Origin of the sequence: Litoribacter ruber, assembly GCF_018449405.1 — a bacterium.
In the GTDB taxonomy this organism is placed as follows: Bacteria; Bacteroidota; Bacteroidia; order Cytophagales; family Cyclobacteriaceae; genus Litoribacter; species Litoribacter ruber.
Genome location: NZ_JAHCMY010000015.1, coordinates 48,107 through 64,237, shown reverse-complemented (window position 1 = coordinate 64,237; position 16,131 = coordinate 48,107). Strand labels below are relative to the sequence as shown.

Genomic DNA, 16,131 nt, shown 5'->3' with positions numbered 1-16,131 from the left:
CTAGGTACCAAGTACAAAGTACTCCTAACATCATACGCTGGTTTCTAGCCATTTTGCCCAATTGATGTAATCTATCGTTTATACTTTCGTTGCCCTCCCTCCGAGCTTCGCTCTTCGGCTGGGGTATCAGTGTACCGAAAGTAACTTCATTATTCATCATTCATCATTCACCATTCATCATTTAATTCCGTGACTGACCCGAAATCCACTTCGTACCTCGTACTTCTATTTACGTACTTACGAATGGGTACAAAGTACTAGGTACCAAGTACAAAGTACTCCTAACATCATACGCTGGTTTCTAGCCATTTTGCCCAATTGATGTAATCTATCGTTTATACTTTCGTTGCCCTCCCTCCGAGCTTCGCTCTTCGGCTGGGGTATCAGTGTACCGAAAGTAACTTCATTATTCATCATTCATCATTCACCATTCATCATTTAATTCCGTGACTGACCCGACATCCTATCTTCCTAAACTCCTACCCCTTGCTGCAGGCAAAATAACCTCCTAAACCAATACGCCAAAACCCTACTTATTTTTCTGACAAAATCTGTTTACCTTTACGCCCTTTAACACAAAAAACCTTTCTCAGATGAAATTCTTTATTGACACCGCTAATTTGGACGAAATCCGTGAAGCCTATGACTTGGGCGTTTTGGATGGCGTGACTACCAACCCTTCATTGATGGCCAAAGAAGGCATCACAGGAGATGACAACGTAAGAAACCACTACAAAGCCATCTGCGATATCGTGGACGACAAAGTGAGTGCGGAAGTTATCGCTACCGAATTTGACCAGATCATTGCGGAAGGCAAGGAGTTGGCAAAAATCGACGACAAGATCGTCGTGAAGGTTCCAATGATCAAAGACGGTGTCAAGGCACTCAAATATTTCAAAAGCGAGGGAATCCGCACCAACTGTACACTTGTATTCTCCGCAGGACAGGCTATCCTGGCAGCCAAAGCCGGAGCTACCTACCTTTCTCCATTTATCGGAAGACTGGACGACATCTCTTATGACGGACTTGAATTAATCCAGCAGATTGTCCACATCTACCAGACTCAAGGATATGAGACTGAAGTATTGGCAGCATCCATCAGACACACCATGCACTTGGTGAAATGTGCCGAAGTCGGCGCAGATGTGGTTACCTGCCCATTAAAAGTGATCACTGGCTTGTTAAAGCACCCATTGACTGATTCCGGGTTGGCTACATTCCTGGCTGACCACGCGAAAGCAGCGGGGAAATAAGACGAAGTACGGAGTTCGAGGCTGTGAGAAGTAAAAAGTCAGAGGTAAGAGGTAAGAAGTTGACCTCTTACCTCTCACTTCTTACCTTTTACTCTGGTACTATTTTAATCAATTAAGTATCCGCTTCCCCACGTCTCTGATCCGCTTCATTGAAGGGTTTGGAGGATTTGTTTAGCTTTTCATCCGGCCGACCTTTGTCGACCATCTTTCTCTTTTTCTGATAGCCTATCCATATAAATATGGCCAGGACGAGCAATACGAAGAAAATAATCAGTTCTAAGCCCATAATATTGTAGGTTAAAGGTTAATTAATTCTAACAATTCTACAGCCTGGATGTTTGGCTAAGTGAATTCTCAAAAGCCTTACTATGGTAAAGCAGGAGTCTTTTTGAAACAAAAAATTTTTATACCACTCCCTTTTGATTAAATTTCGAACCTGTAGCACCTAATCTCATTCCATGTATATTATTAAAGTAAAAGGCAAAGCCAAGATTCCTGATTACATCCAGATCCGGGATGAGAATTTTGTGCTGGTGGCGTATTTCCGCGCCGACCGGCCTTTAAAAAACATCGAAAAGTTTGGCTTGGAAGGAAAGGAAGAAGCCCTGGAACAATTAATCAGAGATCTGCCATTTGGCAAACTCCAAAAACTTGACCTTTAAGCATGTTTACCAGCGACCCCATAGTAAGCGTAAAGAATGCCTGCATTTTTCAGGGAATCAATGCCATCTTGCAGGATGTGAATTTTAATATTGAAAAGTACGAGTTTGTATTCCTCATCGGCCGCACCGGCAGCGGGAAGAGCTCCCTACTCAAAACCCTGTATGCCGATCTTCCCCTTCAGATGGGACAGGCGCAGGTGGCTGGATACGACATCGAGAAAATAAAAACCAAGGACATCCCCTATCTCCGCAGAAAAATCGGGATAGTCTTTCAGGATTTCCAGCTTTTCACCGACAGAACAGTATCGGACAACCTCATGTTTGTCATGAAAGCCACGGGTTGGAAAGACAAAGCCAAGATGAAAACCCGGATGGCAGAGGTGCTGATGCGGGTTGGTCTGGGCGGAGCGGCCTCCAAGATGCCCCACCAGCTTTCCGGCGGGGAGCAGCAGCGGGTCGTGATCGCAAGGGCATTGTTGAACGAACCTAACATTCTCCTGGCCGATGAACCCACCGGAAACCTCGACCCTGAGGTGGCGGACGGCATATTCCAGCTTTTCCAGGACATCAACAAGCAGGGCACCGCCATCCTTATGGCCACCCATAATCATGAATTATTAAAGAAACATCCCTATCGTATTCTTAAATGCGACAAGGGCCAGGTATTGGATAGCAAGACTTCGGATTTTAATCTTAGTACTTCTTTGTGATTTTTGGTACAAAGTACCAGGTACCAGGTACCAAGTACACCGCAGGACGATGCGCTTTGCAGGGAAAATAGAAGGCTTTTCTGTTATTCACCGTTCTTGTTTTCGTGTCCCTCCTTCGGAGCTTCGCTCCTCAGATGGGGTATCTTTAAATTCGCAGTTTAGAAGCCTGTCTGCGCCAGGCAGGGTTATTTCCCGGCGCTATCGCGCAGCGGGAGGTTTAGGGGTTTAGCGCGAGGCGACGACACCATACAACCTTCCAGGTCTTCCTGATTTTTCATTGGACCTGGAAGGTTTTTACCGTGGTTCACTTCATTATTCGGCATTCATCATTCCCGCCCCGGCGGGCAAGCATCATTCATCATTCGACATTCATCATTTTTCCTCCCTAAACCCCTAACCCTTGCCGCAGGCATATTAACCTTCTAAACCCATCCCTATCTAGAAGATTTTAACGTGTTTTTACTTCATCATTAATGACTTGCCTGCGGTATTTGTACTTAGGGTAGGGCAAATTTATATTCGACTTTTTCTCATTTACTAAAAACTTTCTTATTTTCCATTCCCATTTCGGAATCTGAAAACAATTTAAATTATAATTTCATGAAACATCTATACTTTCTTGGTATGTTAGCTCTGATGTTAGCTTGTGCCAATGAAAAGGAGTTAGGGGGTGGCCAATTTGCTTCCATTAATATTGTTATGGATACTGTTATTATTGATGCAGGCAATGAAATCATCAACCTTAGAAATGGAATAATAACTTCAACTTTAAGCCAAGATAAAAAGCTGCTATTAAACTTTGATCAGCAACAAGCCGTCATTAATAAAATTGACTTGGATCAGATGGTTCTTGTTGAGAAAATACCTTATGAAAAGGAAGGGCCCAACGGCACTGGCCAGTATGTAACTTCAGTCCAAACAAGTAGTTCCGACAATCTAATTATCAGCACTTGGGGGGAAGTGGCCATCTTTAATTCCAAAGTTGAAAAACTTGAAAAATTTGATATTAAGGAATATCAGAATTTTAATGCCGATTATCTTGAAGATAAAAATATCTTAATTGGGTTAGTGAGAAGTTGGCCTCAAAACGGCTTGGAACTTGGAGTTTTAGATTATCAAAACAACGACTTTAAAATACACAATCTTAAAGAATTTGATAAAATTCAAGATTTTCAAGTAATGCTGCGTTCTAAAAATGCCGTAAGAATAAGTGGAATGAGCGCTAAAGTCCAAGAACATCAAGGCAAATATCTCATCAGCAGCTATATGTCCAATACTCTAGCCCAATATGACCCGGTCCTTGACACAATTTCTTATCTAAAGTACGAAAATAAGCTGACGGAGAACTCGAAAACTGGAAGATACCGAAATGTGGTTGAAACTCAGGAAGATTTTGAAAAAGAGGTTTCTTCAATAAATCAAGAAATATCCTTTCAAGCTCCCATGTGGGATGAGAACAAGGGCGTATTTTACCGATTTTCCTTCAGACAGCTCCCAACTCCAGCTGATGCAGAGATTGACACTCCAAAATCATATGAGGTTTTCCTTACGATCCTCGACAATGACTTAAAAGTTCTCGCAGAATCCAAAATAGATGCTCTTACCAAATACCCTGGTAGCACATTCGTGAAAGATGGTAAAATTTGGATTTACGAAAATTTGGATGATGAACTGGGTTTTGTGAGGCTGAAAGTAGAAACTTCAATTTAATCTGTAATAGCCTCCACTTTTCTCCGTTAAGGATACTTAATTATTTCCGCCCCGACTGTGCGCCGTGGCGTAGTGGGCAAGCATCATTTCAAAACGTGGCTGCTCCGATATTTCCTTCGTACCTCGTACTTCTAACTTCGTACCTACGAATGGGTACAAAGTACTAGGTACCAAGTACAAAGGTACACCGCAGGACAATGCGCTTTGCTGGGCAAACTGGAGGCTTTTCTGTTATTCACCGTTCTTGTTTTCGTATCCCTCCTTCGGAGCTTCGCTCCTCAGATGGGTATCTATGAATTGCGCAGTTTAGAAGTTTATTTCCCGATCATCCCTGCGGGGATCGGGAGGTTTAGAAGGTTAGCGCGAGGCGACGCGATACGTAATCTAACCTTCCAGGTCTTCCTGATTTTTCATTGGACCTGGAAGGTTTTACCGTGTATTACTTTATTATTCATCATTCATCATTCGACATTCATCATTTTTCATCCCTAAACCCCTAAACCTTGCCGCAGGCAAATTATCCTTCTAAACCCATTCCCCCGTCTCCCGTCTTCTGTCTTTTTTCTATGCATTTCAGACTTTTTTTCTTATTTTTCAGCCTACGATGAACAGTTTGGCAAGATATAGGATTATACAAATAAAGCTTAAACTGTTTAAACTTTACCCCAATAAAATTTCAGTATGAAAAAGAAACCAATTACCCTAAAGCATTTCTTTTTTCTACCCCTGCTAGCTTTGGTATTGCTGGCTTCCTGTAGAGAAGAGGAACAACCCGTGGTAGTGGATGATGATGATCCGCCGGCAGAGGAGAGGAATCCTAACGTGGCCATCAATGAATGGACACAGGATGTGATGGATGAGGTGTATTACTGGCTGGAAAATATGCGTGCGCCAACTAGCTTGACCGCCAACCCCAGAGATTATTTTGAAGCCCTGCTATATAAGCCTACCGACCGTTTTTCAGCTATTTATGAAAATGCCGGTGCCCTTCAAGATGGACTTGGCGGCGTAAACCAAGAGGCGGGTTATGAATTCCAACTCTATTATTGGAATAGTGAAGAGAGAACTGTTGCTGCGGTGGTCTCCTATATCAAAAAAGGAAGCCCTGCACAGGGAAAAGACCTGAAGAGAGGTGATATAATTTTAGGCATTAATGGTACCCAGATCACGGACCAGAACTATGGAGAATTGATCCGTGAGATGCGTAGCCAGCACACCATTACCTATAGAAGAAGGAATTTGGAAACAGGTAGCATCGAACAAATGCCTGACATTGAAATGGAGGTAACCCGTGTAGCCGAAAACCCGAACTTTATGGACACTGTATATACGGTTAATGACCAAAAGATCGGATATGTGGTCTATCACTTCTTTGCCCCCAGCCCAAATCCAACTCAACAGGGCGCCCAACCTATATACGATGATGAAATGGATCAGATTTTCAGCAGGTTCAAATCAGAAGGGATAAGCCACCTGATCATTGATTTCCGCTACAACGGAGGTGGGTACGTGAGCAGTGCTGTCAACTTGGCCAGCTTAATAGGCGCAGGGGTTACATCCAGCGATGTATTCTCCAAGACAAAATATAACAGCTTCATTATGAGCTTTCCACAGTTCCAAAATGTGCAGACCAATTTCAGAAATAAACCTGAGAACATTGGTAGCCAGCTTTCTGGAAATAGAGTATATGTATTGGCAAGTGGTAGAACGGCCTCAGCAAGTGAACTCATCATCAACAGTTTGAGGCCTTACATGGATGTGGTCATTGTAGGTACCAAAACTTATGGTAAAAATGTGGGATCCATTGTGGTTGAGGATGAGGAAAACGAGGACAATAACTGGGGGTTAATGCCCACTATTTCCAAAAGCTTCAACAGCCGGGATGAGTCCGAATACGGAACAGGATTTCTACCTGATATTGAAATCAATGAAGCAGATGAGCATTTCCGTCCCTTTGGCGACGTGAATGAAGCCTTATTGCGCACCGCCATCACCGCAATCACCGGCACCTCCCCTGCCGGCCGCCAGCAGTTTGAAAAACTCAACCGCCGTGAAATTGCCAACACGGTTGAATTCAAAGTGCGCCATGGCGTCATGATTGATGAATATAATCCGATAAAGGAACTGAAATAGGTTTATGGCTTATGGCTCCTGCGGAGCGTTTATGGTTTAAAGTTTAGGAATGAAGGCCGTGCCGGTTTGGTGCGGCTTTTTTTTGCCAACACATTTTACAGGGGACTCGGTGATTTTTAGATAGATTATTGGGTATCATGTAGTTACTTAAAGTATTGTTTTGTATTTTTATAAAGGCATATAATTATAATATCTTTTCACTATAAACATCTTAATCTTCACACGCAAGCTAAGCAGCCATGGAAACTACAGCACAGTTTGACCCGGCAAAAGCGGAACAGTTTGCCGGAAATCTAGCGGATGCCTTCAACAAGGCCTCCCTGACGATGATGATATCTCTGGGGCATAGGTCAGGCTTGTTTGATAGCCTGGCAGAAAACCATCCCTCCACTTCCTCCCAAATAGCCCAAGCTGCCAACTTACATGAGCGGTACGTCAGGGAGTGGCTGGGTGCAATGGTAGCTGGCGGGGTCATCGAATTTGAGACCACAAATGGAACCTATCGGCTACCGGCTGAACATGCCGCCTTCTTAACGCGTAAAGCCGGTCCGGAAAATTACGCTGTGTTTGCCGAGTTCATTTTCTCATTGGCAGCCAATGGGGACCAAGTGCTGGATTGTATGAAAAACGGGGGCGGCATTTCCTATGACGCATACCACCGATTTTATCATGCCATGGATGAGGACCAGTCAATTATCGGCACATTTTTCCAGCAGCTCCTTCCTTCAATCCCTGACTTGACTGCAAAGTTGCACCAGGGGATCTCGGTATTGGATGCGGGTTGCGGCACGGGCGGCTTGCTGTTACGATTGGCCTCGGAATTTACCAACAGCCATTTTACCGGAATCGACCTCACAGAGTTTGCGATTAATATGGCCAGGTCCCAAGCAGAGAAATCGGGCTTGGCCAATGTGGAATTTATCTGCAAGGACCTCACCGAATTCCATTCGGAAGCTATAGAGAACCGGTATGATTTAGTCATGAGCATTGACGCCATACATGATCAGAAAAGCCCCATGAATGTATTAAGGGGAATCTATAAAACCCTGAAACCGGATGGGACTTACCTCATGGTGGATATTAACGGTTCAGGTCATCTCCATCAGGATAAAGACAACCCCTTTGCCCAGCTGCTTTATGCCATTAGCTGTATGCATTGTGTTCCCGTATCGTTGGGACAGGGTGGCGAGGGATTAGGCGCCATGTGGGGCGAGACTAGAATCAGGGACTACACCAGGGAAGCCGGATTTTCCTCCATCACCCCTTATCAATTTCAATCGGATCCTTTAAATACCTATTTTATTATTGGGAAATAACATTATAAGAATTTACATCATTCAGGTTCCGTGGCGGGCTTGACATATTCTTCGTACCTCGTACTTCTAATTTCGTACTTATTATTTGGGTACCAAGTACCAGGTACCAAGTATTTTTAGGACAAGGCGCTTTTCGGAGTAGTTTGGAGGTCCTTCTGATATTAACCGTTTTTATTCCCGTGTCCCTCCCTTGAGCTGCGCTCTTCGGATGGGGTATCAAAAGATGTCTCGAGGCTGTGCCTCGGGACGATAGAATTGGAGGCCTACCATTGCCTGTAGGTAGGCTGTGCCTCCCAAACGTGCACCTCTGCCGCGAATACCTGGTACCAGGTACTTCGTACTTGGTACCCTTACCGTGACTGACTTAACACAAGTGACCAATTTTGTTTGCTTCTTACTTCATCTTCCCCTCACCACAAAGTACCCCATCATCCCCAGAAACAAAAAACTAAAGGGCAATGCGAAAAGGATCAGCAGGTTGCTCACAGCGTTGAGCAGCTCATCTTTGCCTAATATGATTACAGTCACTGTCACTGCCACCAGGGTTATGGCCCAGAAAACCCGCAGGGACTTTCGGGGTTCGGACCGGCCATGGTCGGTAAACATGCCCAGCACATAAATGGCCGAATCCACCGAGGTGACCAGAAAGGTGCAGACTAGGAAAAGGGACAACCAGCTGGTGAGTTCCGCCTGGGGAAGGAAGTCAAAAAACCTGAAAATTGCCGTGTAAAGGCTGTCAAACTCATTCCCCTGCAGCTGCCCGCTTCCCAGAAGGCGGAAGGCGGAGCTGCCAAATACTGAAAACCAGAGAAAGGTACCCAGCGAAGGGACCAAAAGTGCACCCAAAATAAACCCACGGATTGACCTCCCCTTGCTGATTCTGGCTATAAAAACCCCGGTAAACGGTGCCCAGGCTAGCCAGAATGCCCAATAGAAATAAGTCCAGTTTTTGAGAAATGGCCTCCCCACTTGGAATTCACCAAGGTTTAAACTCATGGGAAAGAAACCTATGAGGTATTCATATAGGGCAAGAAAAAAGTTCTGGAATATTTGGCCAACATTGCCCACCCAAATAGTAAAAAGCATCAACAGCAGCGCCAGGGCAATATTGAGGTTGGAAATTATCCGAATGCCTTTGCTTACGCCTAGGTAGGCCGACATCCCTGCAATTATCCCAATTGCCAATACTACCCAAGTCGCCGAGTGGGAGTCGAAGGGTTTCAACCCGCCCAAAAAGGACAACCCCTCCAAGACCTGCCTGCTCCCCAACCCCACTGCTGCCACCACTCCCAGCATGGTGCTGATCACCGTCACGCTGTCGATGGGCGCTGTGAAAACAGGTTTTTGGAATCTGTCTCCCAGAATGGAAGAGCTCAAAATTGTTTTCTTTTTACAAAATAGCTGATAGCCTACTATCAAACCAAACATGGTATAAAATGCCCAGGGAGTGAGGCCCCAGTGAAAAAAGGTATATTGAAGGGCGAAAACCTCCAAAGCATAGTCACCTTCCCTGGGTGGATTTTGAAAATAAAAGGCAGGTTCCTGCACCGCCCTAAGCAGCAGTCCCGCCCCCATTCCGGTGCTATACATCATGGCTATCCAGGAATACCAGGAATAGGCGGGCTTATCCTGACCGAACCTGATTTTCCCGAAGGGAGAAAAGGCCAAAACCAGCAGGAGCAGAACCGTAAGCAGTCCCAAAACAAGGTAAAACCCTCCAAACCAAGTCAGGACCACATCGGTGCTGGCCGCCAGCATTTTCTGAAGATTATCGCGCTGAATCCCCGCAAACACCAGAAAAACCAGGCAGGTCGATCCGCTCAGTAAGAGGGTTGGGTTGGCGAAAAGTTTTGGTGGTAGTTTTGGATTCAAATGTTTTGATGTTAGGGTGTTGGATGTCGGATGACCGATGTCGGATGGAAGACCGGAGACCGAAGACCGGAGACCGAACTGAATAATGGATAAACAATTAAAGTGTTGAGCTGTTCTAATAGCAACTTTAACTATTTTAAAACCACAAACCAAAAAAATTATGGACACTTCGAATCCAAACCCAAAAGTGATGGTTTCCAGTTCGGACGTAGTAGGCACCGACGTAAGAAATCTTCAGGATGAAAGCGTGGGGTCAATTGACCATTTGATGTTTTACAGTGAGACAGGCGAGATTGCCTATGCAGTTTTGAAGGTGAACACCGGCTTTTTGAACATGGATAGCAAGTATTTCGCCATTCCATGGAGAGCGTTGTCATTTACCAGAGCTTCCAGTTCCGGTGAAGACGTGATCACCTTGGATGTAGACAAGGAAAAACTAGAAAACGCCCCTGGCTACGACACTGACAATCCTCCATTGGGTCCGCAAACGGAGTTTGTCAACGAGATCCACCACTATTACGGAATCGAGTCACATCACAGAATGTAACCCCAAAAGCCTCCGAGAAATCGGGGGCTTTTTTTTTTTGCTGAGCTAGGGTAAGATTTCACGCCACGGCGCAACGGGAGCGCAACGATCGCAGCGTTTTCTCACTCCACCTTCCTTCGTACTTCGTCATTTCGTACTTTACTACGTGGTTGTCGGTCCGAAATCGCTCCGCTCTTCGGACTGTTGTCCCGCCGTTGTTCGGCTTCGCCTCACCGGCTCAGTTGTCGGAGTTGTCATTGTTCCGTGTCAGGTCAGCCACGGGCGGGGCTGAGAGTTCCTTAACGAGAACGCTTACGTACATCGTCCCGTGGCTGCGCCACGGGACGGCGGAGGCGCGGCTTTTAACGACGACGCCTAGGGTGTACTCAGGACCATCGTCCCGAGGCGAAGCCTTAGGGACGGCCGATTGCGTACTCTACGTTGCTGCGGCTGAAACGGAGATAATCTCCTGCTGGGCGCGAATGTAGAACAATGACAACCATGACAACCCAGGTCCCGCAGGGACCGAGACAACAGCCCGAACAGCGAAGTTTACCTCCCGGGGGAGGCGCTTTCGGGCGGACAACCACGTACGTACACAATAAAACGGACCTAGACTCCTGCTGGGCGCGAGAACCATGATACATATATACTATCGGAAATGTAATTTAAAAACAACTAAATACCGTTAATTTACATTTTCACACATTAACAAGTAGTTAATTTTTGATTCAAAGAAACTTATTAAAAGTTAGTTGAAAACATAATCCATTTATAACTATAAATTACCATAAATAATTAACATTTAACCATTAGAATAAACAGGTTGGAAACTGTCCGCTTTTGCAACAGTGCTACAAAATTTTGTCCCTATATTTTTTGCAAAATTTAACAACTTATATGAAACACAAATTACTAATCTTAACCTTCTTAGTTCTCTTTTCGCAATATAGTATTGCGCAGAGCAGGCTAATCTCAGGGGTGGTAAAATCCTCTGAAGATGGGCTCCCCATACCTGGAGCCAGCGTTATTGTACAAGGTACTACAATAGGTACCGTCACCGGTATGGATGGAGAATTCTCCCTGAGTGTTCCAGATGGTGGCACTTTTTTGAGAATCTCTTTTGTAGGTATGGCACCAAGGGAAATCGAAATAGGAAACCGCACAAGTTTCGATATTTCTCTCGAACCTGAAATTTCGGCATTGAATGAAGTGGTTGTGACCGCCCTAGGTGTTTCCCGGGATGAAAGGTCCATTGGCTATGCAGTGCAGTCAATCCAGGGCGATAAATTATCTTCCGTGCGCGAGCCTAATGTGGTCGGAAGCTTGGCCGGTAAAGTGGCCGGTGTACAAGTGATCGGCTCTTCAGGTGCAGCCTTGGGTGGCACCCAAAATATTCGACTAAGAGGAATAAATTCTCTTGGGGGCGGTTCCCCGCTTTTTGTAGTGGATGGAACTCCGATTTCCAATCAAAGCTTTTCCCCTAACAATGACAGCCCTGGAAGAGATTACGGAAACTTGGCCGCTGACATCAATCCAGATGATATCGAAAGCATTTCAGTGTTGAAAGGCCCATCTGCTGCCGCACTATATGGCAACAGAGCGGCTAATGGGGTAATCATCATTACGACTAAAAAAGGAACCTCGAAAAAAGGTATAGGTGTAGAATTCAATCAGAGCACCACTTTTGACCGGGTATATGTTCTGCCTAGCTATCAAAACGAATATGCAGGCGGTTATACTCAGGATCTTTTGACATTCAACTTCAACCCAGATGTGCATCCAGCTTCTTGGTCATCTTTTAATGGTCAGCCTATGCTGAACTATGCGGCAGATGAAAGCTGGGGACCTAGAATGGATGGCACTCCTGTGAGACACTGGGATTCTTGGTATCCAGGTGAAAACTTTGGCGAAATGCGTCCTTTGACCCCACAGCCCAATAACGTAAGAGACTTTTTCAACACTGGTGTAACATACAATACGGGTGTAGCTCTTTCTGGAGGAGACCAAGAATCGAATTTCAGACTTTCCCTCAATAATGTTTCCCAATCAGGTGTGATGCCTAACAGCTCATTGATGAAAAACAATGTGAGCTTTAACGGCTCCCATGCCCTTACTGACAGGTTTACAGCTGGCATCAATTTTAACTATACAGGAACGGAGGGTACAGGGCGTCCTGCCTCCGGCTACACAGGTAGAAACCCTGTTAACTCTTTCAATCAGTGGTTTCAAAGACAAATCGACATGGATAGACTTTCCAATTATAGAGCACCTGATGGAAGCTTTAGAACCTGGAATATCCGAGCTCCTAACGACCTTCGTCCTCTATATTGGGACAACCCGTATTACGAAGTAATGCAAAATGCCCCTGAAGATAAAAGAGACAGAGTGTTTGGTAATTTCAACTTGGGCTATCAAATTAATGACGATTTGAAAATCACAGGTTTTGCAAGAACAGATTTCTATAATCAAAAAATTGAGGAAAGGATTTCCTCTGGAGGACTGGACTTGGATCAGTACAGTGTGAGACAGATTGTAGGTCGAGAAGACAATTATGAACTTTTGGTCCAGTATAACAAAACCTTTGGCGACCTATCCGTTTCGGCAAATGGTGGTGGTAACATCAGAAGGGATTTCTATGATTTCATGTATCAACAAACTGTTGGTGGTCTTGCTGTTCCAAATTTTTACAATATCGAAGCTTCAGTTGACAGACCGGTAAACCAAAGTTTCAGCAGCAGAAAAACCGTTCGAAGTTTATATGGAAGCATGTCCTTGGGATATCAAAATACCATCTTCTTGGATGCGACTTTGAGAAATGATTGGTCTTCTGCACTTCCGGTAAACAACAATAGCTATATCTACCCTTCCTTATCTACAAGTTTTGTATTTTCAGAGCTAATGAGCAGAAGTGACAAGACCTTTAGCTATGGTAAAGTAAGATTGAGTTATGCCCAAGTAGGTTCTGATATCGATGCCTATCAAATTGCCAACATCTACAATGTGGGTTTGCCGTACCAGTCTTTGCCAAACCTATCAGTTCCAACGACATTTCCTAATCCAACCCTTCGCCCTGCCCTTTCTTCATCCTATGAGGCTGGTGTAGACTTAAGGTTCTTCAACGGAAGAGCTGGATTGGATGTGACCGTTTACAGAAATGACAACACTGACCAGATCATGACGCTAACTGTACCTGGGTCAAGCGGGTATACGGGAGCAATTGTCAATGCTGGTAACATCCGAAGCGAAGGCTTAGAGGTAATGTTAACGGGTACGCCTATTCAAAAACGTGATTTCAGCTGGGATGTAAGTCTAAACTTCTCCCGCTTCCGCAATGAAGTAGTGGAACTCGCAGAAGGATTAGAAAACAGACTTTTACAGTCGGCCTACTGGGGAATGACGCTGAATGCAAGAGTTGGAGAGCCATGGGGTACTTTGATTGGCAACGGGTTTACCACCAATGAGGCTGGGGTGCCGGTAATTAGAGAGGACGGTTCTTATGTTATGACTCAAAACAAGCTTTTGGGAACTGTATTGCCAAAAGCGACAGGTGGTTTTTCCAATACCTTCCGATACAATAACTGGGACTTGACCGCATTTACGGAGTTCCAGTTGGGCGGGAAGTTTTATTCAGTAACCAAAATGTTCAATGCCTATTCTGGACTTTCTGCTGAAACTGCAGGATTAAACGATTTGGGCAATCCAATGCGTGACCCTGTAGATCAGGGCGGTGGTATCCGAGTAGATGGAGTTTCTGAATCAGGACAACCATTAACCGTTTATATGGATCCTTATGACCACTTCAGTGGCATGTTTGGGCTACACGAAAGGTGGATCTATGATGCTACTTTCTTTAAATTAAGAGAATTGAGATTGGGCTATACCCTACCCTCGTCCATTATTTCAAGAACCCCATTCCACACAGCCAATGTAGGAATAATTGCCAGAAACCTTTGGTTGATCCATACCAATGTTGATGGATTGGATCCTTCTGAGTTCGGGTCCGGTGCAAATGGTCTTGCCTATTTTGAAAGCGGCCAGTTGCCGGGTGTTAGATCATTAGGTTTCAACATTAGACTAGGACTATAATCATGTATAAGATGAAAAAATTTAAATATATAGCTATGGGCTTGATCTGCGGTTCCTTAATGTTGGGAAGCTGCGGAGAGTTTGGAGACCTTAATATGGACCCCAATAGGCCTTCTGATCCACTTACTTCAAGTTTGCTCACCGGATCCCAAAGATTTATCACCAATGTGGTCGGTGATGCTACCAGTGTGTTGTATTCCCAACATCTTGCTGAAAAGCAATACACAGAAGCTTCCAGGTATCAGACAATCTATTTTGACTTTAATGCTTTCTATTCTGGTCCCTTAATGAATCTACAGAGAATCATTGAGCTAAACACAGATGAAGAAACCCGATTAGATGTCTCTAGTGCTGGTAGCAACAATAATCAAATTGCAGTAGCCAGAATCCTAAAGGCATATTATTTCTCTGTGCTTACAGACCGATGGGGAGAAATACCTTATAGCAATGCACTCCAAGGAGCCGCTAACTTTGCACCTCAATATGACACCCAAGAGTTCATATACAATGATTTGTTAAAGGAACTGGAAGAGGCTGCTGCTCAAATTGATGAAGGCCAGTCTGTACAAGGAGATTTCCTTTTCAATGGAAATATGGACAACTGGAGACGATTTGCCAATTCCTTGAGAATGGTTCTTTCCCTGAGGCTTAGCAATGTAGCTCCGCAGGTGGCGCAATCCAATTTTGTAAGTGCTTATCAGGGAGGTATTTTAACCGCTGACTTTATGTATCCATATTTGGCAGAAGCCAATAATCAAAACCCTTGGTTTGCCAGATATCTGACTAGAGTGGATTATGCCATAAGCAACACTTTACATGACTACATGGCTCCGTTGAATGACCCTAGGCTGCCGGTATATGCGGATCCTGCCGCCGAAAGCGGAAGCATAAACCCTATGCCTTATGGAGTAACCAATACGGTAGCTGGATCTATCACAAACGCGGAAGTATCCTATTTGGGCTCCTTCTATCGTGGACAAAGTTCCCCGCTACCTATCCTTACTGTTTCGCAGCTGAATTTCTCATTGGCGGAAGCGGCTCACAGAGGATGGATTGCGGAAAGCGCCGCTGACCTATATGAGGATGCCATCAGGGCGTCTATGGAAGCTAACGGCGTATATGATCCAGCCAGATTCGACGCCTTCATGGCCCAAGCTGATGTAGCTTGGAGTGATGCAAGAGCGTTAGAGTTGATCGGAAATCAGAAATGGGTAGCGTTGTTCCTGCAAGGTTTCGAGGCTTGGTCAGAATGGAGAAGATTGGGTTATCCAGAATTGTCCCCAGCCCCTGATGCTCTCAATCAAAGTAGGGAAATCCCCAGAAGACAGGCATACCCGACAACTGAAAGGGACATTAACACGAGTAGCTGGAATGAGGCTGTCAGCCGTCAGGGTCCGGATGAACTAGACACCCGTATTTGGTGGGATGTGAATTGATATAAGGTTTAATAGATAAGTTAAAAGCTCCAGCCGTTTTGGCTGGAGCTTTTTTTTTGATAGGGTTCACGTCACTCCTCCCATCATTTCGCCCAGTCCCGAGCAGCCCCGAAAACTTTCGAGGGCGAATCGGGAACCGACCGGAGGGAGCGCTTGCCCGCCGTGGCGGGGAGAAATCTAGATACGTTACACCTTTGGTGAGCGACGTGCCCGCCTGCCCAGGCAAGGCCGGCAGGGTTGTCATGGTTGTCCGCCCCGAGGGTCGGCTACGCCTCTCCGGGGCTGTTGTCATAGTTGTCATGGTTCTACCTATTTGCAGCCACGGGCGGGGATGAGAGCCGCTTAACGACAACATCCACGGGTTGGATTCTCGGGACGGGAGTACGTAAGTTACTTACGAGGATCCTTTGCAAGCGCAGCTTTG

Annotated in this window: 11 protein-coding genes; 9 read left to right on the top strand and 2 right to left on the bottom strand. The window is 45.1% G+C overall.

Annotated features, from left to right (window positions below):
- Positions 1-593 precede the first annotated feature (593 nt).
- A complete protein-coding gene (fsa, locus tag KI659_RS16545) occupies positions 594-1,253 on the top strand; it encodes a fructose-6-phosphate aldolase (RefSeq protein WP_213946488.1) in 660 nt (219 codons plus the stop codon).
- Positions 1,254-1,365: 112 nt separating this feature from the next.
- Here fsa and KI659_RS16540 read toward each other — a convergent pair whose 3' ends face one another.
- Positions 1,366-1,539 carry a hypothetical protein gene (locus tag KI659_RS16540; RefSeq protein ID WP_213946487.1) on the bottom strand — a complete coding sequence of 58 codons (174 nt, stop codon included), beginning with the start codon at positions 1,537-1,539 and terminating at the stop codon, positions 1,366-1,368.
- A gap of 172 nt (positions 1,540-1,711) precedes the next feature.
- Between KI659_RS16540 and KI659_RS16535 the strand changes: the two genes are divergently transcribed.
- The 5 genes from KI659_RS16535 (at position 1,712) to KI659_RS16515 (ending at position 7,784) form a co-directional block, all read left to right on the top strand.
- The gene (locus KI659_RS16535) at positions 1,712-1,915 is read left to right on the top strand and encodes a fructose-6-phosphate aldolase (protein ID WP_213946486.1); all 204 of its coding nucleotides are present in this window, start codon (positions 1,712-1,714) and stop codon (positions 1,913-1,915) included.
- A gap of 2 nt (positions 1,916-1,917) precedes the next feature.
- Positions 1,918-2,625 (top strand): cell division ATP-binding protein FtsE, encoded by a 708-nt coding sequence (locus KI659_RS16530; protein WP_213946485.1) that lies wholly within the window; start codon positions 1,918-1,920, stop codon positions 2,623-2,625.
- A 600-nt stretch (positions 2,626-3,225) separates the two neighbouring features.
- Positions 3,226-4,335 carry a DUF4221 family protein gene (locus KI659_RS16525; protein WP_213946484.1) on the top strand — a complete coding sequence of 370 codons (1,110 nt, stop codon included), beginning with the start codon at positions 3,226-3,228 and terminating at the stop codon, positions 4,333-4,335.
- A gap of 681 nt (positions 4,336-5,016) precedes the next feature.
- Positions 5,017-6,468, top strand: coding sequence for a S41 family peptidase (locus KI659_RS16520; protein WP_213946483.1), 1,452 nt, complete (start codon positions 5,017-5,019; stop codon positions 6,466-6,468).
- 239 nt (positions 6,469-6,707) lie between these two features.
- The gene (locus KI659_RS16515; protein WP_213946482.1) at positions 6,708-7,784 is read left to right on the top strand and encodes a class I SAM-dependent methyltransferase; all 1,077 of its coding nucleotides are present in this window, start codon (positions 6,708-6,710) and stop codon (positions 7,782-7,784) included.
- 399 nt (positions 7,785-8,183) lie between these two features.
- Here KI659_RS16515 and KI659_RS16510 read toward each other — a convergent pair whose 3' ends face one another.
- Entirely contained in the window at positions 8,184-9,656 is a 1,473-nt protein-coding gene (locus KI659_RS16510) for a BCCT family transporter (RefSeq protein WP_213946481.1), read from the bottom strand.
- Between the two features lie 160 nt (positions 9,657-9,816).
- Between KI659_RS16510 and KI659_RS16505 the strand changes: the two genes are divergently transcribed.
- From KI659_RS16505 to KI659_RS16495, 3 genes are all read left to right on the top strand, one after another.
- Positions 9,817-10,203 carry a PRC-barrel domain-containing protein gene (locus tag KI659_RS16505; RefSeq protein WP_213946480.1) on the top strand — a complete coding sequence of 129 codons (387 nt, stop codon included), beginning with the start codon at positions 9,817-9,819 and terminating at the stop codon, positions 10,201-10,203.
- An 879-nt stretch (positions 10,204-11,082) separates the two neighbouring features.
- Positions 11,083-14,271, top strand: a complete 3,189-nt coding sequence (locus KI659_RS16500; protein ID WP_213946479.1) for a SusC/RagA family TonB-linked outer membrane protein — start codon at positions 11,083-11,085, stop codon at positions 14,269-14,271.
- 11 nt (positions 14,272-14,282) lie between these two features.
- Positions 14,283-15,707, top strand: a complete 1,425-nt coding sequence (locus KI659_RS16495) for a SusD/RagB family nutrient-binding outer membrane lipoprotein (protein ID WP_213946478.1) — start codon at positions 14,283-14,285, stop codon at positions 15,705-15,707.
- Positions 15,708-16,131 lie beyond the last annotated feature (424 nt).

What these genes read in the sequence shown, in the direction of transcription:
- KI659_RS16540 (WP_213946487.1), bottom strand. Translation starts at nt 1,539, where the DNA reads ATGGGCTTAGAACTGATTATTTTCTTCGTATTGCTCGTCCTGGCCATA.
- KI659_RS16535 (WP_213946486.1), top strand. Translation starts at nt 1,712, where the DNA reads ATGTATATTATTAAAGTAAAAGGCAAAGCCAAGATTCCTGATTACATC.
- KI659_RS16505 (WP_213946480.1), top strand. Translation starts at nt 9,817, where the DNA reads ATGGACACTTCGAATCCAAACCCAAAAGTGATGGTTTCCAGTTCGGAC.
- KI659_RS16530 (WP_213946485.1), top strand. Translation starts at nt 1,918, where the DNA reads ATGTTTACCAGCGACCCCATAGTAAGCGTAAAGAATGCCTGCATTTTT.
- KI659_RS16525 (WP_213946484.1), top strand. Translation starts at nt 3,226, where the DNA reads ATGAAACATCTATACTTTCTTGGTATGTTAGCTCTGATGTTAGCTTGT.
- KI659_RS16495 (WP_213946478.1), top strand. Translation starts at nt 14,283, where the DNA reads ATGAAAAAATTTAAATATATAGCTATGGGCTTGATCTGCGGTTCCTTA.
- fsa (WP_213946488.1), top strand. Translation starts at nt 594, where the DNA reads ATGAAATTCTTTATTGACACCGCTAATTTGGACGAAATCCGTGAAGCC.
- KI659_RS16500 (WP_213946479.1), top strand. Translation starts at nt 11,083, where the DNA reads ATGAAACACAAATTACTAATCTTAACCTTCTTAGTTCTCTTTTCGCAA.
- KI659_RS16520 (WP_213946483.1), top strand. Translation starts at nt 5,017, where the DNA reads ATGAAAAAGAAACCAATTACCCTAAAGCATTTCTTTTTTCTACCCCTG.
- KI659_RS16515 (WP_213946482.1), top strand. Translation starts at nt 6,708, where the DNA reads ATGGAAACTACAGCACAGTTTGACCCGGCAAAAGCGGAACAGTTTGCC.